The following is a 19,867-nucleotide window of genomic DNA, read 5'->3' as shown; positions in this document are numbered from 1 at the left end:
AATGGGGGCCGCGCCTTGCTGTGTCAGGTATAGCAGATCATCAGAACCGCTTTGGCGTTCTGATTTTCCCTGTTCCGGTATACATGGGGAACAGAGGCGTTGAAGCAGAAGCCGTCGTCGGGGGAGAGCAGGTAAACCTTCTCCCGCACCTCTAATTCCATACGGCCCTCTATCATCATAATGTATTCGCTGCTGTCAACCGGATGGCCAATGGATTTGTGGACGCCGCCGGGCTCCAGTTCGATTTGATATAACTCAAAATCCCTGTCCGCATCCTTGGGGTAGTAATTGAAAATGTGATACTTGCCCTCGACCAATGGATGAATGTCCTGCTTGCGGATGTGGATGGCGTGATCCTGCGGCAACTCCAAAAGGCTGGTGTATGGCTCGTGCAAGGCTCCGGTGATTTTCCAGACCGTATTGATGGTAGGGTTGGAAGCGCCCTTTTCCAACTGGGACAGCATTACCTTGCTGACCCCTGCCAGCTCTGCCAGTTGGCCCAGGCTCAAATTCCGTTCCTCCCGCAGCCGCTTCAGGTTGCAGGCAATGATTTCTCCAATCTCCAATGTTTTCCCTCACTTAAAATAAATTATATTTAACATATTGTAAAATATAAAGAAATATGTTATGATTTATATAATAAATTTTACACTATGTTTATTATAATTTCAAGAGGGCTGTCATGAGGGAACGCAATATCGTTTTAAGCGCACTAAAATGTGCATTTCCATATACCATCCCGATTTTCGCGGGATTTTGGTTTTTGGGATTGACCTACGGCATCTACATGAACGTTTCGGGGTTCAGCTTTGTATACCCGATGGCCATGAGCCTGCTGATTTTTGCCGGATCGGTAGAGTTTGTGGCGGTCAATATGCTCCTCGGCGCGTTTGATCCCCTGCAAGCGCTGGTGATGACGGTCATGATCAACGCACGGCACCTTTTTTATGGGATCTCCATGCTGGACCGGTATAAGAGAACCGGCTGGAAAAAGTTTTACCTGATTTTTGGCATGTGTGACGAAAGTTTTTCCATCAACTACACCGCTGAGATTCCAGAAGGGGTGGACAAGGGCTGGTTTATGTTTTTCGTCACCTTTCTCAACCATATGTACTGGTTTACCGGCGCAACGCTCGGCGGCATATTTGGCTCCCTGATCCACTTTAACACGGAGGGACTGGATTTTGTGATGACCGCCATGTTTATTGTTATTTTTATGGAACAATGGATGAAAGACAAGAAACACACCAGCGCCTTGCTGGGAATCGGGCTGTCGCTGCTTTGCGTGCTTGCGTTTGGCGCGGAGAACTTTATCATTCCGGCGATGGCTGCGATTGTCGCAGTACTGACCGCATGCAGAAAGTCGCTGCAAACAAAGGAGGAACGGACATGACGCTCGCACAGCAGGTTATCACGATCGGCATGGTGATCCTTGGAACGGCATTGACCAGATTCCTGCCGTTTTTAGCCTTCCCCGCAGGAAAACCTACGCCGAAATACATACAATACCTCGGAACGGTGCTCCCCGCCGCCGTATTCGGCCTGCTGGTGGTTTACTGCCTTCGAGATGTCACTGTCTTTGGTGGGAACCACGGTTTGCCGGAGCTGATTGCGGCGGCTGTGGTTGTGGGATTACACCTTTGGAAAAAGCAGATGCTGCTCTCCATCGCGGGCGGGACTGTCTGCTATATGCTGCTTGTGCAGATGGTTTTTGAGCAAGGCGTTTGAAGGGGACCTGATCAAAAAAGGGTGAGACACAGTGGAAAAGAACGTATGCATTTTAATGGGAAGCCCGCGGAAGGCGGGGAACACAGCTTCACTTGTGGCTCCATTTGCCGAGGAGATGGAGCGCAGGGGCTTGCACTGCAAACTGATCTGGCTTTGCGATAAAGTGCTGCAGCCCTGTCAGGCCTGCCGTGCTTGCCAACAGGACTGGACGGCTTTTGGATGCCCCATAGAGGACGATATGCAGGAGGTTTTCGATGCCGTATGCGAGTGCGGCTTGCTGGTGCTTGCCACGCCGATCTATTCCTGGTACTGTACGCCTCCGATGAAGGCAGTATTGGACCGGCTCGTTTATGGCATGAACAAGTATTACGGGCAAGAAAAAGGCCCCGCCCTGTGGGCAGGGAAATCCGTGGCGCTCATTACCACTTGCGGGTATCCGCCAGAAAAAGGAGCGGACCTGTGGGCGGAAGGCGTGCGGCGGTATTGCCGCCATTCGAAATTGCATTATATGGGTATGCTGGCCGAGCATCACAAGGGGTATCAAACGACCTTTATGGATGATGAAAAGAAGCGCCGCGCGGTCAGCTTTGCACAAAGCCTGCATCGCAGCTTGCCCGCGCTGTGAAAAGTTAACCGGTATGGGCGAGCGTTTTGCCAAATGTAGAGGTTGATATAGGGGATATCCTTCCGTCTGGCGCAATCCTCCTATACTGCGTTCATCCAAACAGGCCCCGCTTTTTGTAGGGCTCTTTGCGGATCTCGCCCGCCTCATAGCCGGTAGCGCAGATAGCGTCCCGCAGGACCTGCTCGTCCAGTTCTTCCGGAGCGACGATTTCCGTTTCTCCTTTGCTGTGAGAGGAACGCACTTTTTTCACGGGGCAGGCCTTGCGGACCGCATCGTTGACATGGGCCTCGCACATCCCGCACATCATCCCACTGACCTGTACGGTGTATTTCCACATATGGATGTCCTCCTCTTTGCAATTGGTTAGCGTTAACTAACTAAAGGATACTATAAATTTGTTTGGAATGCAAGCACCAGTTGAGCCGGCCGGCTTTTTCCGGCAGCGGGCTTGCAGAGCGCAGCCAGCGGGTGTATAATAATGCCGCATCAGTATTATTGTTATGCCATACGCCTGTCCGGATGGGATAAGGCGGGGCATGGAAACGTAGAAAAGAAGGCAGAAAATAGTGCGTGCGGGCATTAAGGATCGGAAACAGCGTAAAACACAGAATGATATACGGCTGGGACATTCTCTGCTCACCACAGGCGTGATGATCGTTCTGATTGTGGCGGCTTCCTTTGGTGTGACGAATTATATCAGCCGCATGGAAGAAGAGCGGAGCTTCGACCGTCTCTATGAGGAAGCGGGCAGCCTGGCGGACAACATCGAGATGTACGCGGAGAACGACAGAGAGGAACTGGAGATGCTCGCCATCGTGCTCACACAGTATGAGGACCTGTCCTCGCCGGAGCTGTGGAGCCTTCTGGATTCCTACACCAACATCGGGATGATGTCCCGCGTCGAACTGCTGCTGCCCGGGGATGTTGTGCTGACAAGAGGCGGGAAAAGCGTGGATGCCGGCGGCCTGCTCTCTTTTGAAGCAGAGGCGGCAAAGGGCGCTCATATCACGGACAGGGAAACCGATGTTATGGATCGCGGCGCCTATGTGGTAAGACATTATGTACCCGTAAAGCGGGAAGGCAAAACCGTTGCGATGCTGTACGGTGTGATCGTGCCGGGCAAGCTGCCGGAGGGGATCAATCTGAATCCGTACGGCGGCCGCGGCGCGCTGTACATCATAGACGGAAAAACAGGGGATTTTCTGATTGACACCTGGCATGCAGGGGAGACCGGCAACATCCGGATGCTGGGGGATCGGGCGATGGCCCCGGGATACACCGCAGATCAGATAAAGCAGGGCATAGCCAACGGAGAGAGTCAGTATGTCGTGTCCGTATCAAGGACTGCCGGCGAATATCTCTATTTCTACTACGAGCCCATGGCGATCAATGACTGGCGGATCGCTGTATCCGTGCCGGAAAGCGTTGTGTTTGAAAGCGCCAATATCATCAAACGGGTATTGCACATATTCCTGTCGTTCGAGTCGGTATGCTTTGTCGTGTATTTCCTGTGGATGATGCGCTATGTCCGCACGGTGACTGGGGAGAAGCAGCGGCGGCTGGATATGATTAACCATATCTATGAAGTGGAGCGGCTGTTGTTCAACGCGCACGAAAAGAAGGAAAACGTGTATGCGGCGCTGGAAAAACTGGGCGGCATCATTCCGGCCGAAAAGGTCAGCCTGTGGATTTTAGGTGCGGAAGGGGAAGTGGACCGGTATTTCTGGGAAGCCGGTCAGCCGGCGCAGGAGCATAAGGTACCCAACGGCCGCGCACATATCGGGAAGCTGCTGGAATTCTTTGACGCCGGCAATGAGGCGTATGAAGCCCGCGACGAGAGCGAGCTGCGGGCGCTGTTCTCAGCGGAGGAGATGCCCGCCATACATAATGCGATGGCGGTACCTGTGGAAGACGTGGGCGGGCATATCTGCGGCATCCTTGCGGCCTGCAATATGAAACGGGATCATGAACCTGCGGTTCTGCTCAAGAATATGCAGTTCAGCTTCGGCATGTTCTGCAAAAACCTGAAGAGCTATACCGAGATTCAGGAGCAGGGCGACCGCGACGCGCTGACCGGACTGTATAACCGCAACCGCTATGAGCGCGACCTGCCCGAAATCCATGCGCGGCACAAAAGCGCCCTGGCCTGTGTGTACATTGATGCAAACGGCCTCCGTGAAACGAACAATACCGAGGGGCATGACAAAGGGGATGAAATGCTGCGGACAATGGCGGCGGTGATCAGCAGGCACTTCGATACCCAATATATCTACCGGACGGGCGGGGACGAATTCGTCCTGTTCATTGCGGATGCGGATGAGGCAGATATCAAAGCGCGGCGCCAGGCGCTGGCGCAGGACCTGTCGAAAGACGCTTACCATATCTCGGTGGGAATCCAGTGCGAGCGGGACGTCTCATCCATGCCGCTGCTGATAAAAGGCGCGGAGCAGAAAATGTACGCCGAAAAAAAGGAATATTACGAAAAACACGACCGGAGAAGAAAACCGGAAACGTAAAAGGGCAAACGGTCGATAAAGCTCCCCGCTGCTGGAACGGCAGCGGGGAGCAAGTTTTTGTCCGTAAAACGAATGGAAATGCGGGCGGAAGTCGCAAATACTAAAATACACATAAAAAGTATAGTTTGTTTGGATATATTGCGCATAAGATTGGATGGAAACGCAAAAAGAAGGCATTTGATTCGTACAAAAGTGGCATTGCAAGAAAAAATATGAAAATGGTATACTATATACACAACAAAGCATTTGCAACACAAGAAGGATCAAATAAGGAGGTTTCCCATGTTGTTCCATACCACTGACGCGCATGAGAAGCTGCGCGCTGAGATCCGCGCTTTCGCGGAAAAAGAGGTCAAGCCGCAGGCCTTCCTCATGGACAAGGAGAATGAATTTCCGGCAGAAGCCGTCCGGAAAATGGGCAAGCTCGGATATATGGGGCTGCCTTATCCCAAGGAATACGGCGGCGCCGGACAGGATGTGTTAAGCTACGCGATCGCGGTTGAGGAGCTGTCGCGCGTGGACGGCGGCACGGGCGTTATCCTGTCCGCCCATGTGTCGCTCGGCTCGTGGCCGATCTTCGCATTCGGCACCGAGGAGCAGAAGCAGAAGTATCTGGTTCCGCTGGCAAAGGGCGAAAAAATCGCCGCGTTCGGCCTGACCGAACCGAATGCCGGTTCGGACGCGGGCGGCACCGAGACGACCGCGATCGATAAGGGCGACCATTATCTGCTCAACGGCGGCAAAATCTTCATTACCAACGCGCCCAAGGCGGATACCTATGTGGTGTTCGCGGTCACCACGCCGGATATCGGCACCCGCGGTATTTCGGCCTTCATCGTCGAAAAGGGCTGGGAAGGCTTTACCTTTGGCGACCATTATGACAAAATGGGCATCCGCTCCTCGTCCACCGCGGAGCTGATCTTCAACGACGTGAAAGTACCCAAGGAGAACCTGCTCGGCAAGGAGGGGCAGGGCTTCAAGATTGCGATGGCGACGCTGGACGGCGGGCGCATCGGTATCGCCTCCCAGGCGCTTGGTATCGCGCAGGGCGCATACGAAGCGGCGGTGGATTACGCCAAGGAGCGCGTGCAGTTCGGCAAGCCGATCGGCTTCCAGCAGGCGATTTCGTTCAAGATTGCGGATATGGCGACCAAGTTGCGCTGCGCGCGGATGCTGGTCTACTCCGCGGCGGAGCGGAAGGAAGCGCACGAGCCGTATGCGATGGAGGCCGCGATGGCCAAGATGTATGCGTCCGACATCTCGCTCGAGGTCACCAACGACGCGCTGCAGATCTTCGGCGGCACGGGCTTCCTCAAGGGCATGGATGTGGAACGCATGTACCGCGACGCCAAGATCACCACCATCTATGAAGGCACCAACGAGATTCAGCGCGTCGTGATCGCGTCCAACATCCTGGGCAGACCGCCCAAGAGCGAGGGCGGTTCCTCCAGCCGTCCCAAGAAGCCCGCGCCGGTCACGGGCGTGCGCAAGCACAACATCATCAAGGAGGGCTCGCCGGAGGAAAAGGTGGCGGCGCTGGTGGCGGCGCTGCAGAAGGACGGACACGACTTCTCCGTCGGCATCCCGATCGATACCCCAATCACGCAGGCGGAGCGTGTGGTTTCCGCCGGACAGGGCATCGGCAGCAGGGAGAACATGAAGCTGGTCGAGGATCTGGCGCGCGCCGCGGGCGCGGCGGTCGGCTCGTCCCGTCCGGTGGCGGAGACGCTCAAATATGTGCCGCTGGACCGCTATGTCGGCATGTCCGGCCAGAAGTTCAAGGGCAATCTGTATATTGCCTGCGGCATCTCGGGCGCGATCCAGCACCTCAAGGGCATCAAGGATGCCTCGACCATTGTGGCGATCAACAAGAACGGCAACGCGCCGATCTTCAAAAACTGCGACTACGGCATCGTGGGCGATGTCAACGAGATCCTGCCGCTGCTGACCGCCGCGCTCGATACCGGTGAAAAGCAGCCCGCCCCGCCCATGGTCAAAATGAAGCGCCCGCCTGTACCCAAGCCCGAGCCGATCGGCAAGCGCTATGTCTGCGGCGGCTGCGGCTACGAATACGTCCCCGAGCTGGGCGACGAGGACGCGGAGGTCGCCCCCGGCACGCTGTTCGAAAAACTGCCCGAGGAATGGGTGTGTCCGGAGTGCGGCGAAGGCAAGGATATGTTCATTGAAGCCTGACTGGAAGAATAAGGAGGAGAATATATGTACTGCGTGCGCAATGTAACGGACGATCTCTACTGGGTCGGTGCGAACGATCATCGTCTCGCCCTGTTTGAAAACATCTTTCCCATCCCGCGCGGCGTGTCCTACAACGCCTATCTGCTGCTGGATGAGCAGACTGTGCTGTTCGATACGGTAGACTGGTCGGCCTGCCGCCAGCTCCTTGAAAACGTGGAGCATCTGCTGGACGGGCGGCCGCTGGATTACCTGGTCGTCAACCACATGGAGCCTGACCACGGCGCTTCTGTCGAGGAGATCCTGCTCCGCTATCCGTCGGTCAAGGTGATCTCGACCGAAAAGGCGTTTATGTTCATGCGCCAGTTCGGCTTTGACATCGACGGCCATGAGCTGATCGAGGTCAAGGAAGGTGACACCCAGAGCTTCGGCAGGCATGTTGTGACCTTTGTCGCGGCGCCCATGGTGCATTGGCCCGAGGCCATGGTCACCTTTGACACCACAAACGGCGTGCTGTTCTCGGCGGATGCGTTCGGCTCGTTCGGCGCGCTGGACGGCAAGCTGTTCGCGGACGAGGTCAACTTCGACCGCGACTGGATCGACGACGCCCGCCGCTACCTGACCAACATCGTGGGCAAATACGGCCCGCATGTCCAGCTGCTGCTCAAAAAGGCGGCGGGCATCCTGGACCAGATCAAATTCATCTGCCCGCTGCACGGTCCGGTCTGGCGCAAAGACCTGATGTACTTTATCGACAAGTACGACCACTGGAGCCGCTACGAGCCGGAGGAAAAGGGCGTCATGATCGCCTACGCCTCGATGTACGGCAATACGGAAGCCGCGGCGCAGGCGCTGGCAGGCAAGCTGTGTGAAAAGGGTGTGAGCAACGTCTGGCTGTACGACGTATCCAACACCCATGTTTCACAGCTGATTTCCGAAACCTTCCGGCTGAGCCATATTGTGCTGGCCTCTGTGACCTATAATCTTGGCATCTATCCGGTCATGCACAACTACCTGATGGATATGAAGGCGCTCAACCTGCAGAACCGCACCTTTGCGATCATCGAAAACGGTTCGTGGGCGGTCAAGTCGGGCGACCTGATGCAGAAATTCATCGATGAGGAACTCAAGAATATGACCGTGCTCAACGAGCGGCTGTCCATGGCCTCCGCGCTGCTGCCGGACAAAGCGGCGGAGCTGGACGCCCTTGCGGATGCCATCGTGGAATCCGTCAATCAGTAAACGGGACGTGTGCCGCGGCCCGACACACAGAAAATATCGGCACATCCCCCTAAAAAGCGCCGTCCCATCGGTTATGACCGATGGGACGGCGCTTTTTTACAATGGGGAGCCGGTAAACGGAGCTTCCGGTTTGTCTGGTCCGGCCGACGCCATCAGATATTTCAGGAAGCGCTTGGCCGCGCCCACCGGCGGGCGGCTGACCAGTTGGGTGACATAAATCCGGCGCACCATTCCCTCATTGGGGAGGGGCAAGGGTGCGATTTGCACGTTGTAATTTTTCAGAAGGGACACATGGGGACAAATGCCATAACCGAAGCCGTGGGCGACCAGACTGGCGATGCTTGCCTCGTCGGGGGCGATATGGCCATAAACCGGCTCGATTCCATAGGGCTTGAGCATATCGTAAATTTCATAATACGCGGCGGTCTGCTTCTGGAAGCCGATTACACTGCAGGAAAACAGGTCTTCCCAGCTTTGCGGCACATCGGCATCGGGCGGACAAAGCAGCACAAAGGGCTCCGCAATCAGCTCGGTCTGCCGCAGGCCGTCCTCGTCGGAAGCTGAGCAAATGAGAAAATCGCAATACCCATCCCGCAGCTTTGCAATTAGGGGGACAGTGTTGTCCGTTATAAATTCGACTTTCATTTTTTTGTTTTCCGGCCTGGACAGGAACGCGCGGACCATCCGTGGCAGGTGCTCCCATAAAACCGGTGAAATACAGCCGATGCGGATCAGGATATCCCGATTGGCGGAGAGCGACTGCATATGTAGCTGCGCGGCCTGTAAATCCGCTAAAATGGCTTCCGCATGCGCCAGAAGCTGCTCTCCTTCGGCGGAAAGCTCTAAATTGTGTCCATTCCGATGAAACAGGGAAAGATTCAGCTCCTTTTCCAGATTGGAGATGGAGACGCTCAAACTGGGCTGCGAAATGTGAAGTGCTTTTGCGGCTTTTCCCATATTGCCCATTGCGGCAATTTTCTGAAAATACAGCAGTTGGTTCAGCGTCATAGAGCATCCTCTCTATCATAAAAGTAAAACTTACGCAGGGCTTTTTGTTAGTTTTTTCTTATTATACATGCATTATGCTGCGCTGTCAATGGATATGGCGCTGATAAAATGTTGAAAACCAACAAAGCGAACGGCGGGGAATTGCGCGCTTCCCTCTGTTATAAGCGCAAACTATTAAAAAATAATTTGTTAGTATTTTACTTGTCCGCTATCACCATGCTACACTATTGGTGAAGATAAACAAAAGCTTTTGTTAAAAATCACAAATGTGCTGTGAAAAAATCCAACCTCTCCTTCGCATGTATTTCAATTCAAACGATCAACAAATTTTTAATAGTTTTTTTCTATCAAAGCGCAGACCCATACAGACGAAATTGATATGACCGAAAAGGAGCCTGTTTATGAAGTTTAGCATGTGTACGGCGGTCTATGGCATGCACGACCTGCATGACACCATCAATAGAGCCGCAAAGATCGGGTTTGATGCAGTGGAGCTGACCGCAGCGCTGCATCTGCCCGTAGAGAGCACACCGGAACGCCGCCGCGAGGTCAAGGGCTGGATCCGTGACGCGGGCCTCGCATGCAGCGCCCTCCACTACATTTTTGATGGAAGCGTCAAGCTGGCCACAGCGGACCGCACGCTCAACGCCAAATGTGCGGATTATCTGTGCAAGGTGGTTGACGTCGCCGCCGATATGGAGGCAGCGACCGTCATCATCGGCAGCGGCGGCGCCACCCGCCATCTGGACGATGATACCGACCGCGAGGAAGCCGCCAAATGCATGGCGGAGGTGATCCACCAGGCGGGCGAATACGCCGCAAGCAAGGATGTTTACCTTGCGGTCGAGGCGATCAACCGCTACGAGACCAACTTCCTGAACACGATGCAGCAGGCGACCGAATTTGTGCAGCAGGTCGATCATCCTCATGTGCGCACCATGGCGGACACCTATCATCTGAACATTGAGGAAGCCGACCCTGTCGAGTCCGTGCGGAAATACGGATATGCGCTGCAGAATTTGCACTTGGCAGACTCCAACCGCCACGCGCCCGGCACCGGACACTTTGATTTCAAGGCTGTCGCGGATGCTCTGCGGGAAACGGGCTTTGACAAATACTGCTCGTTCGAGGTGTTCGGCCTGTATCCCTGGAAGCTATGGTTCGACACCGTGGAGGAAGCGGACCGGCAGATGCAGATCGGCATCGAAACGGCTCGGGCCGCGTTTAATCGATAAAGAAAGGTACGATAGCAATGCGAACAATCAAATTACTGGCTCCCAGCCAGTTGGAAATGCGGGAAACCGACGAACGCCCGGCAATCACGGACAGCACCGTTCGGGTGGACGTAAAGGCCTGCGGCATCTGTGGAAGCGACCTGGCGCTGTATAACGGCAGACGGGACCTCTCCGGTGAGCACTATTTTGGACATGAGTTTTCCGGCGTTATCACGGAGGTGGGCAACGGCGCCAACGGCCTGAAAAAGGGGATGCGCGTCGCCAGCGAGCTGGTCAAGGGCTGCGGCCGGTGCTGGTTCTGCCGCAACGGCATGCAGAACTACTGTAAGAGCCTGAACGACGCCCTCCTGCCCGGCGGCTTCACGGAGCAAACGCTGGTGACCAACACGGATGCGTACAGCTTCCTCAGCCCCATTCCTGACGAACTGGACGATATCACCGCTTCCATTCTGGAGCCGGCCAACTGTGCTTACCATGTGGCAATGAAAGCAAATATCCAGCCCGGCGACAGCGTGCTGGTAATCGGTCTGGGCGCCATCGGCCTGGTGGCCGCCATGATCCTCAAGACCATGGGCGCGGGTACGGTGATCGGCGCGGACCGCAGCAAGCTGCGTCTGGAGCAGGTGCGCAAGACCGGTCTGCTGGATGTGATAGACACCTCCGAACCCGCCTGGATGGAGCAGGTCAAGGAGATGACCGCGAAGGATGGCGTCGATATCGTCATCGAAGCGACCGGAGCGCCCCCTGTTCTGAAAGACGCCATGGCCGCTGCCCGCACCGGTGGTAAGATCGTTGTTCCCAGTGTGTATTTCGGCGGCATTGATGGATTTGAGCCGCTGCCGATCATGCGAAAAGAACTGACCATTGTCGGCTCCAAGGGTCCCGCGCCGCAGCTGAAAACGGATGGAACCTCGGCCGTGGTGGAAAAGGTGATCCAGATGAAAGACGATCTGCGGAAGCTCATTTCGGTTTACGAGTATAAGGACGCTCTCCAGGCCTTTGCCGACGCCAGAAGCGGCGCGGCCATCAAAGCAGTAATTCAGTTTTCCTAAAGGAGATATCAGAGATGACAAAGAAAGAATATGTTCAGAAGTATGGCGGCAAGTTCAGCATCAGCGGCGGCGAAACCTGGACCATGCCCAACGGCCATGTGGTTCACTTCGCGCTGAACCCCAAGATGGGCTGCAAAAACACCAATATTGCGGTCGGCTTCCATGAGCCCGGCAAAGAGTTCGCGCCGCATAAGCACCCTATTTCGGAAGAAATTTTGATCATTCATTCCGGCGAGGGCGAGTGCTATCTTTATGACAAGTGGATCCCCTGCAAGGCCGGCGATATTGTGTTCGCGCCTCCCGGCGTACTGCACGGCACCCGCAATCCCGCAGGAAACACAGAGCCTTTCGTAACGCTCGGTATTGCGACGCCGCCGCAGCTCGACCTGTACATGCGGGCGGGCTATGACGTTCTGGATGACGACAAGAGCGAATATGACGGCGAGCATGCCGAATAAGCGGGGGTAAAGCAACATGTTTTTTGATAATTACAGCGATGAGCTTCAGCGCACGCTGGGAGCGATCGACCGGTCTGACATCGAAAAGCTGGAGGCCTGCCTGGAGGAGGCCCGGGAAAACGGCAGGCGTGTGTTCGTGCTGGGCAACGGCGGCAGCGCGGCCGCGGCCTCTCACTGGGTCTGTGACTTCGGCAAGGGCATCAACATTGGGGACTCCAAGCGGCTGAAGATCTTTGCCCCCTCTGACCACTCCTCTATTTTCACCGCCTACGGCAACGACAACGCCTACGACCAGACCATGGTGGAGCAGTTGAAGAACTTTCTGGAAGAAGGCGACCTGGTGATTTCTCTGTCCGTCTCTGGCAGCTCCGGCAATCTGGTGGAGGCGCAAAAGTATGCAAAGGCGGCCGGCGCTAAAACGATCTGCATTGTAGGCGATTACAACGGCAGTCTGATCGGGCTGTCCGACCTTTCCATTGTGCTCCCCTCCAAGAACTACGGCGTGGTAGAGGACATCCACCTGATTTTGGAGCACGCCATCTCGCAGGATATGAAGCGTGCCATCCAGAGCGCCCAGGGATAAGCCTATGTACATTGGGGCTTTTGATATCGGCGGCACCAAAACCATTGTCGCCCTTGCGGACGACGCCGGAAAGATTTATGAAAAACAGCAGTTTCCCACCGATACCGGAGACTGCCTGCGACATCTGGATGTATGCTGCGAAATCCTCTGCCGGTTTGCAGAAAAACGCGGCCTGCGCATGGAACAGATTGCCGGCATCGGGGTTAACCTTCCCGGCATAGTGGAGCGCGGGGAAGGGGTTCTGCTTCGGGCGGTTTACGCGGGCTGGAGCCAGGTACCCGTGCGGGCGTATCTTTCCGAAAAGCTCCGGATTGCCAGGGTTGTGTGCGAAAATGACGTAAACGCCTGCGCCGTGGGAGAGATGCGCTTCGGGCTGGGAAAACGGTTTTCCAGCTTCGGGTGGATGACCGTTTCCACTGGCGTAGGCGGTGCGGTCGTCAGCGACGGACGGCTGATTCGCGGCGCACATGGCTATGCCGGTGAGCTCGGCCATCTCAAGGTGGAATACCAGAAGCCCTGCGGCTGCCCCTGCGGAGAGCAGGGCTGCCTGGAAGCGCATGGTTCTGGAACGGCCCTGAACCGGCTGATCGAGGAGCGGACGCGGCAGGACGCGGCTTTCCAGGCGGCTTTCGACCGGCTGGGAGAGAGGCCTTCGGGCGCCTCCTGTGCGAAGCTGGCGAAAAACGGTAATGAGACCGCCGCAGCGATTTTCCAGCAGGTCGGCGAGTATCTCGGCAAGGGCATTTCCTATTATACGAATATTCTCGATCCGGAAGCGGTCATTATCGGCGGCGGGGTATCGGCTTCTCTGGACCTGCTCATGCCAGGCATTCGCCGGTCTATGGAACAGTATACCTTCGCACAGATGAAAGACGTGCCGATCCTGCCGACCGCCCTTGGCTATGAAGCCGCTTTGATGGGCGCGGTTGCAATCGCAGTATAAGTACGATAAACAGGGAGGAAGCATATGAAACGCTTAAAAGCAGCGGTAGCCGGCATGGGCTTTATCGGGTTTGCCCATGTGGAAGCGCTCAGGCGAATCCCCTATGTGGACGTTGTGGCTATTGCGGATTCGTTTGGCGCAAAGGAAAAGGCCGAACGGCTGGGCGTTCCCGCGGGCTACGAGGATTATGTGGAAATGATGGATGCATGCAAGCCTGACTGCATTCACATCTGCACGCCCAACAACACCCACATGGCGATTGCCATGGCAGCCATAGAGCGGGGCATCCATGTCGTCTGCGAGAAGCCCATGGCACGAAACGCGGAGGAGGCGCAGAAAATGGTCGATGCGGTCCGCAAAAGCGGCGTGATCGGCGCATTGAACTTCCACAACCGCTATTATCCCATCCCCTACCGGATGCGGCGCATGGCGCTGGACGGAGAACTTGGTGAAATTTACCATATTCAGGGCGGCTATCTGCAGGACTGGCTGCAGTATAAAACAGATTTCAGCTGGAAGCTGCTGTCCGACCAGTGCGGCAAGACACGGGCCACCGCAGACCTGGGCTCCCACTGGATTGATCTGGCCGAATATGTCACCGGCCAGAAAGTGACCGAGGTTTTCGCGGAATTCAAAACCGTTTATCCGCAGCGCACGCAGATGACGGAGCAGGGGCCGAAAGATGTGGACATGGATACGGAGGATTTCTCCTGCGTCCTGCTCCGGTTCGATGGCGGGGCTGTCGGCACCGCCACGTTTTCCGCAGTATTCTCCGGCAAGAAGAATCAGACCGTGCTGCAGGTGGCCGGCACCAGGCAGTCGCTGGAATGGGATAACGAGCGGGTCAACGATCTGCTGATCGGCCATCGGGACGGCCCCAACGGGCTGCTGACCAAGGACCCCTCCCTGGTAGACCGTGCGACAGCCGCTGTTATCGGCTATCCGGGCGGCCACGCGGAGGGATTCCCCGATGCTTTCAAGCAGAATTTCACAGCGATTTATGGGGCTATTCGCGGCGAAACGCCGGAAAATCCCTTTGCGACTTTCGAGGACGGCCTTCATATGATGAAGATCTGCGACGCATTGTATGAGAGCGCCCACAGCGGCAAGTGGGTTGCTGTCCGATAAGCATTTGATGAACAAGGGAAGGAGGAATATGGATTGAAAATAGGTGTTGTGGCAAATGTGCTGCAGGACAGGCCGCTGGAAGATGCGTTAAAAACATTTCGGGAAATGGGGATTGAGCAGATAGAGCCCGGCTGCGGCGGATTCGCCGGCAAGGCGCATGTCGCGCCGGAACGGCTGCTTGCCTCCCCCGAGGCGCTGGAAGAATTTCAGCAGACCCTCCAGGCCTCCGGTCTGACGATCAGCGCGCTTTCCTGTCACGGCAATCCGGTGCATCCCGATCCGGCGAAGGCGGAAGAGTATCATGAGGATATGTGCAACACCGTCCGCCTGGCAGAAAAGCTGGGGGTCGATACCATCACCTGCTTTTCCGGCTGCCCCGGGGACTGCGAAGCGTCCCGATATCCCAACTGGGTGACCTGTGCGTGGCCGGACGATAATCTGGATATTCTCAAATATCAGTGGGACAAGGTCCTGATCCCGTATTGGAAAAATTTTGTTCAGGCCGCAAAGGATTGCGGCGTAAACAAAATCGCGCTGGAGCTGCATCCCGGCTTCAGTGTCTATAACGTGGACACGCTGAAACGCCTGCGGGAAGCGGTCGGGCCGGAGATCGGCGTCAACTTCGACCCCAGCCACCTGCTCTGGCAGGGGATGGAGCCGGTGGCCGTGATTCGGGCCTTTGCGGGAATGATCTATCATGTACACGCGAAGGATGTGTGCATCGACCGGTACAACACCGCGCTCAACGGCGTTCTGGACACAAAGCATTACAGCGACGAGGCGCACCGCTCCTGGATCTTCCGAACGGTAGGCTACGGGAATGACGCGAAGTACTGGAAAGATATTTTTTCCGAGCTGCGGAAGACCGGATATGACGGAACGATCAGCATTGAGCATGAGGACAGCCTGATCAACCGGCTGGAAGGTTTGCAGCACGCGGTGGACATGGTGAAAAGCTGCGCGATCTTTGCGGAAACATCCGGAATGTGGTGGGCATAACAAAACAGTGCCTATAGGAGAGAAAGTATGAAAAAGTTATTTAACAGCATCGATACGATTATCCGATGGTTTGAGAACATCGTCTGCGGTGCAACGCTGACCGCTATCGTCTGCATTGCAACGGCCACTGTTATTGCGCGTTATATTTTCCAAACCGGCTTCCTGTGGGCGGATGAGGTCAATCAGGCCCTGCTGGTGGCCATGGGCATGTTCGGCAGCGCCCGGGCGGTCCGCACCAACGGACATACCGAATTCACAATGCTGGTCAACAAACCCAAAAGCAAGGCGGTGCGTATTGCGCTGCGGTCGGTCTTCCTGGCGATCACCATTGTTTTCCTGGTGCTCCTGCTCATCTGGACCGCACAGTATACCGCCGCCGGTACCATGCTGAGCACCACGCTGCGCATTCCCAGAATGTACTATTATGTGTCGATCCCGATAGGCTTTGCTCTGATGATCTACGAGTATCTGCGCACGATCAAGAGCCGCACCGTCGATGATCCCGCGACTGAACAAGAATAAAGGAGGCGACCCCCTGTGAGTGTAGGCTTAATTATTGCCCTGCTGGTCATCCTGACTTTTGTCTTTATTCTGGCAGGCATTCCGGTGTATGTTTCCCTGCTGTTTACCGGCACGCTCAGTCTGGTTGCGCTTGGCGTGACGACCAATACCCCCATCGCGACCCTTGCCGTTTCAAACTCCATATTTAATGGCATTGGCAGTCTGCCTCTGCTGGCAATCCCGTTCTTTATGCTTGCCGGCGAGATCATGAACCGAGGCGGCATCACGGAAAAGCTCATCCGCTTTGCCATGCTGCTGATCGGCCGGCTGCCCGGCAGCCTTGCCCACGCAGGCATCGTGTCCAGCATGTTTTTCGGCGGCATTACCGGCTCCGCGCAGGCCTGCTCGTCCTGCATGGGCGGTATCCTGATCCCTGCCATGGTCAAGGAGGGGTACTCGGCCCAGGAGGCCGCGGGCGTAATTGCCAGCGCCTCCACCTGCGGACCGATCATCCCGCCGAGCATCATCATGGTGGTCTACGCGACCGCGGTCGGCGTCTCGGTCGGCTCGATGTTCATGGGCGGCGTCGTGCCGGGCATCCTGTGCGGCCTGATCCTGATGCTTGTGGTGCTGCTGCGCGACCGTGTGGTCCATTTCCCGAAGCGCACGGAACACCTGTCCGCGGGCGAGATCAAGCGGACCATCATTGACGGCCTGCTGCCGCTGGGTATGCCGCTGATTGTTGTTGGCGGCATCATGGGCGGTATCATGACGCCTACCGAGGCCGGCGCGATTTCGGTTGTATACGCGCTTCTGGTCAGCCTGTTCATCACCAAAACGCTCAAGATCCGTGAGATTGGACCAATCCTGCTGCAGGGCGTCAACAGCGCGGCCCCGCTGCTGCTGATTATCGCCTGCGCCAAGGTTTTCAGCTACGGCCTTACCGCGCTGCAGATGCCTGTGATCGTGAACGACCTGATCCTCTCGATCATCGATAACAAGTACATGTTCCTGCTTCTGGTCAACATCCTGCTGCTCATCATGGGCATGTTTATGGATGGCGGCGCTTCGGTTATCATCCTGGCTCCCATCCTGGCGCCGGTAGCGGCGTCCATGGGGATCAGCCTGATTCACTTCGGCATTATCATGGCCTTCAACCTGACCATCGGCAACATCACGCCGCCCCTGGGCTACTGCCTGTTCATCACCTCCAAGATTGCCGGTATTCCGGTTGAAAAAGCAATTAAGGGTACCATTCCCTATATGCTATCCGAAGTGCTCTGCCTGCTTCTGATTACCTATATCCCGTTCCTGGTTCTCGGGCTCCCCTCCTTCCTCGGCATGGCGATTTAATCCTGCTCTCTGGCGGACGTAAACGCCGGAAAATATCTGTATGCTTACCAAACCAACCATACTATTGATTGAAAAGGAGATTTACCATGAAAAAGAAGTTCACTCTGGCACTGGCCTGTGTCATGGCAATGACGACAATGCTCACCGCCTGCGGCGGTTCCGGCCAAACCCCTGCCTCCGATGGTTCCAGCGGTGCGATTACGGTAAAATATTCCGTCACCTTCCCCGCTACCGGCACGCAGGCGGATGGCGCCAATGCGTTGGCTGAGCTGATCGAGGAGTGCTCGGAGGGCCGGCTGAAAATGGAGTTCTATCCCTCCTCCCAGCTGGGTGACAAGGCCGCGACTTTTGAGGGTCTGAAGGCAGGCACCATGGAGATGACCGAATGCGCCGCCACCGATCTGTCCGCCTTCAACGATATGTGGTCAGTATTCTCCCTGCCGTATCTGTGGGAGGACGGAAGCCAGGCCGTGAACACCGTTATGGATGACGAGGTGAAAGCGGTGCTGGAGGCCAATGCGGAGGAAAACGGCTTCAAGATCATCGCATGGACGGACATCGGCAGCCGCAGCGTGCTGAACCAGAAGCATGCCGTGAATACGGTTGACGACCTCAACGGCCTGAAGCTGCGCTGTATGGAGGATGCCGTTCTGGCGGATACCGTAAACGCGATGGGCGCGATTGGAACCCCCATGGCTTCCAGCGAGATCTACACCGCCCTGCAGCAGGGTACCATCGACGGCCTGGACCACACCCCCTCCGTCATCGCCGCCAATAGCTGGTATGAGCTGTGCAAGTACTTCACGCTGACCGAGCACTTTACCATTCCGGACCCGGTTTTTGTCAGCAAGGTATGGTTCGACAACCTTTCGGCAGAAAACCAGGAAGCGCTCCTCGAAGCCGGCGAGAAGTTTGCCGATCAGTGGAATAACGAGATCTGGCCGGCAGCCACCGAGGAAGGCATGAAGGTCATGGAGGAAAACGGCGTTGAGATCCTGGAAGTAGATAAGGAAGCGTTCCAGGCAAAGACGCAGCCTGTTGTCGATGAATTTTTATCCAAGGCGAGCGATGGCCAGAAAGCGCTGTACGAGCTGCTCGTTGCGACCCGCGAAAAATACTGATTCGTGCCGCTGGATGGAATGTGGTAGCGGTTAACTGAATAGCGGCCCTCGTTTCGGCTCTGTACTCATCTTAAAAGCTGAGAAAAGAGAAGGAATGAGGGCCGTTTGAATAAAAATGATCTTTATGCCTGGGAAATGGCCGGAACGTCCGGCTTGGAGTTTCCAGGATGCGGAAAGGATAGGTGCTGCTATGAAAATAGGTGGGTTTGGCAAAATAAAAGACTATCTGCCGATTGCAGAGGCGGGATATGATTTCGCAGAATTGGATGTCCCCGAGATCGCGGATCTAAGCGGGGAAGCACTGGATGAATTGAAAAAGAGCATAAAAACCGGCGTGCCGATACAGGTTGGTTCCCGCCTGCTGCCGGTGGCAGAGCCGCTGTTTTTCGAGGAAGGATTTGAACCCGAATCGCTGGAGCCATACCTGGAAGAGGCCTGCAGAAAAACGGCGAGGCTTGGTATCCGTACCCTTATCCTGGGGAACGGCAAGGCGCGCTGGATACGGACGGCGTCAGAACGGCCGAAGGAAGAGGCGTTCATAGAAGCGCTGCGCCTGATGGCGCGTAAAGCGGAGGAAAATCATCAGGAACTGATTCTGGAGCCGCTGGGACCGAAATATTCAAACTATATCAATACAGTTGTACAAGCGGTGCAGCTGATAGAAAAAGTAAAAATAAACAACCTTTTTACCATGGCGGATCTTCGGCATATGGTAGCGGCCGGAGAGCCGTTTCAGGATTTGCAAACCTATTTGCCGTATATTCATCATATCCACATGGATTATCCGCTTTCCTATCCGGAAAGAAACTATCCTTCTGTGAGGGACGGTTATGATTACCGTGTGTTTCTTGACAGCCTGGAGCGGGCGGGCTATGACGGCACGCTGACCATTGAAGCCGATATCCCCGAAAACTGGCATGAGGCCTGCCGGCAGGTCATGGAGGTGCTGGAAAAATAGCAGGATTTGACCAAAGGCAGCCAGCGCGCTGGGAAAGGCCTGGAAGCAGGCAGCGGAGCGATGAGCTGAAGCGGTGCAGACAACGGAAAAGGAGAGCATGATGTACGAAAAAAGATTATCCGGCGTGGTTATTCCGACTATTACGCCGATGCACGAAGATGGATCAATAGATGGGCGCTCGCTGGCGGGCTTTACGGAATATCTGGTGCAGGCGGGGGTGGACTGTC

General features: G+C 55.8%; 20 protein-coding genes. 17 read left to right on the top strand and 3 right to left on the bottom strand.

The genetic code is table 11. From position 1 onward, the window contains the following. Positions 1-23: 23 nt before the first annotated feature. Positions 24-566 (bottom strand): helix-turn-helix domain-containing protein, encoded by a 543-nt coding sequence (locus ACYQ3S_RS14315; RefSeq protein ID WP_459689987.1) that lies wholly within the window; start codon positions 564-566, stop codon positions 24-26. A 116-nt stretch (positions 567-682) separates the two neighbouring features. Between ACYQ3S_RS14315 and azlC the strand changes: the two genes are divergently transcribed. The 3 genes from azlC to ACYQ3S_RS14300 are packed head-to-tail and all read left to right on the top strand — an operon-like array spanning position 683 to position 2,353. Further along, positions 683-1,393 carry an azaleucine resistance protein AzlC gene (gene azlC / locus ACYQ3S_RS14310; protein ID WP_459689985.1) on the top strand — a complete coding sequence of 237 codons (711 nt, stop codon included), beginning with the start codon at positions 683-685 and terminating at the stop codon, positions 1,391-1,393. Continuing rightward, the gene (locus ACYQ3S_RS14305; RefSeq protein ID WP_459689983.1) at positions 1,390-1,728 is read left to right on the top strand and encodes a branched-chain amino acid transporter permease; all 339 of its coding nucleotides are present in this window, start codon (positions 1,390-1,392) and stop codon (positions 1,726-1,728) included. The genes azlC and ACYQ3S_RS14305 overlap by 4 nt, the downstream gene beginning before the upstream one ends. 31 nt (positions 1,729-1,759) lie before the next feature. After that, on the top strand, positions 1,760-2,353 hold the full coding sequence (locus ACYQ3S_RS14300; protein ID WP_459689982.1) for a flavodoxin family protein: 594 nt from the start codon (positions 1,760-1,762) through the stop codon (positions 2,351-2,353). Between the two features lie 91 nt (positions 2,354-2,444). Here the strand turns inward: ACYQ3S_RS14300 and ACYQ3S_RS14295 are convergent, their stop codons facing one another. After that, a complete protein-coding gene (locus ACYQ3S_RS14295) occupies positions 2,445-2,690 on the bottom strand; it encodes a heavy-metal-associated domain-containing protein (RefSeq protein WP_459689981.1) in 246 nt (81 codons plus the stop codon). A gap of 229 nt (positions 2,691-2,919) precedes the next feature. On the opposite strand from ACYQ3S_RS14295, the gene ACYQ3S_RS14290 reads away from it, so the two are divergent. From ACYQ3S_RS14290 to ACYQ3S_RS14280, 3 genes are all read left to right on the top strand, one after another. Further along, the gene (locus tag ACYQ3S_RS14290; RefSeq protein ID WP_459689979.1) at positions 2,920-4,869 is read left to right on the top strand and encodes a diguanylate cyclase domain-containing protein; all 1,950 of its coding nucleotides are present in this window, start codon (positions 2,920-2,922) and stop codon (positions 4,867-4,869) included. A gap of 282 nt (positions 4,870-5,151) precedes the next feature. Further along, complete coding sequence (locus ACYQ3S_RS14285; protein ID WP_459689978.1) at positions 5,152-7,062, top strand: acyl-CoA dehydrogenase family protein; 1,911 nt, start codon at positions 5,152-5,154, stop codon at positions 7,060-7,062. 24 nt (positions 7,063-7,086) lie between these two features. Further along, positions 7,087-8,301, top strand: coding sequence for an FprA family A-type flavoprotein (locus ACYQ3S_RS14280; RefSeq protein WP_459689977.1), 1,215 nt, complete (start codon positions 7,087-7,089; stop codon positions 8,299-8,301). Between the two features lie 96 nt (positions 8,302-8,397). Here ACYQ3S_RS14280 and ACYQ3S_RS14275 read toward each other — a convergent pair whose 3' ends face one another. Next, the gene (locus ACYQ3S_RS14275) at positions 8,398-9,309 is read right to left on the bottom strand and encodes a LysR family transcriptional regulator (RefSeq protein WP_459689975.1); all 912 of its coding nucleotides are present in this window, start codon (positions 9,307-9,309) and stop codon (positions 8,398-8,400) included. Positions 9,310-9,710: 401 nt separating this feature from the next. Between ACYQ3S_RS14275 and ACYQ3S_RS14270 the strand changes: the two genes are divergently transcribed. The 11 genes from ACYQ3S_RS14270 (at position 9,711) to ACYQ3S_RS14220 (ending at position 19,640) form a co-directional block, all read left to right on the top strand. Beyond that, on the top strand, positions 9,711-10,544 hold the full coding sequence (locus ACYQ3S_RS14270; RefSeq protein ID WP_459689974.1) for a sugar phosphate isomerase/epimerase family protein: 834 nt from the start codon (positions 9,711-9,713) through the stop codon (positions 10,542-10,544). A gap of 17 nt (positions 10,545-10,561) precedes the next feature. Further along, on the top strand, positions 10,562-11,596 hold the full coding sequence (locus ACYQ3S_RS14265; RefSeq protein ID WP_459689973.1) for a zinc-dependent alcohol dehydrogenase: 1,035 nt from the start codon (positions 10,562-10,564) through the stop codon (positions 11,594-11,596). 14 nt (positions 11,597-11,610) lie between these two features. Further along, positions 11,611-12,054 (top strand): cupin domain-containing protein, encoded by a 444-nt coding sequence (locus tag ACYQ3S_RS14260; protein ID WP_459689971.1) that lies wholly within the window; start codon positions 11,611-11,613, stop codon positions 12,052-12,054. 16 nt (positions 12,055-12,070) lie between these two features. After that, positions 12,071-12,637 carry an SIS domain-containing protein gene (locus ACYQ3S_RS14255; protein ID WP_459689969.1) on the top strand — a complete coding sequence of 189 codons (567 nt, stop codon included), beginning with the start codon at positions 12,071-12,073 and terminating at the stop codon, positions 12,635-12,637. 4 nt (positions 12,638-12,641) lie between these two features. Beyond that, complete coding sequence (locus tag ACYQ3S_RS14250; RefSeq protein WP_459689967.1) at positions 12,642-13,580, top strand: ROK family protein; 939 nt, start codon at positions 12,642-12,644, stop codon at positions 13,578-13,580. Between the two features lie 24 nt (positions 13,581-13,604). Further along, positions 13,605-14,708, top strand: a complete 1,104-nt coding sequence (locus tag ACYQ3S_RS14245; protein ID WP_459689965.1) for a Gfo/Idh/MocA family protein — start codon at positions 13,605-13,607, stop codon at positions 14,706-14,708. Positions 14,709-14,741: 33 nt separating this feature from the next. Continuing rightward, a complete protein-coding gene (locus ACYQ3S_RS14240; RefSeq protein ID WP_459689964.1) occupies positions 14,742-15,707 on the top strand; it encodes a sugar phosphate isomerase/epimerase family protein in 966 nt (321 codons plus the stop codon). A 27-nt stretch (positions 15,708-15,734) separates the two neighbouring features. Further along, positions 15,735-16,229 (top strand): TRAP transporter small permease, encoded by a 495-nt coding sequence (locus ACYQ3S_RS14235; protein WP_459689963.1) that lies wholly within the window; start codon positions 15,735-15,737, stop codon positions 16,227-16,229. Positions 16,230-16,244: 15 nt separating this feature from the next. Then, a complete protein-coding gene (locus ACYQ3S_RS14230; protein WP_459689962.1) occupies positions 16,245-17,561 on the top strand; it encodes a TRAP transporter large permease in 1,317 nt (438 codons plus the stop codon). Positions 17,562-17,647: 86 nt separating this feature from the next. Continuing rightward, complete coding sequence (locus ACYQ3S_RS14225) at positions 17,648-18,682, top strand: TRAP transporter substrate-binding protein (RefSeq protein WP_459689961.1); 1,035 nt, start codon at positions 17,648-17,650, stop codon at positions 18,680-18,682. 115 nt (positions 18,683-18,797) lie between these two features. Further along, positions 18,798-19,640 (top strand): sugar phosphate isomerase/epimerase family protein, encoded by an 843-nt coding sequence (locus ACYQ3S_RS14220; RefSeq protein ID WP_459689960.1) that lies wholly within the window; start codon positions 18,798-18,800, stop codon positions 19,638-19,640. Positions 19,641-19,867 lie beyond the last annotated feature (227 nt).

This window comes from Agathobaculum sp. TL06 (genome assembly GCF_054658635.1).
Note: the sequence above shows the minus strand (reverse complement) of the source record. Positions and strands in the feature narration are given on the sequence as shown.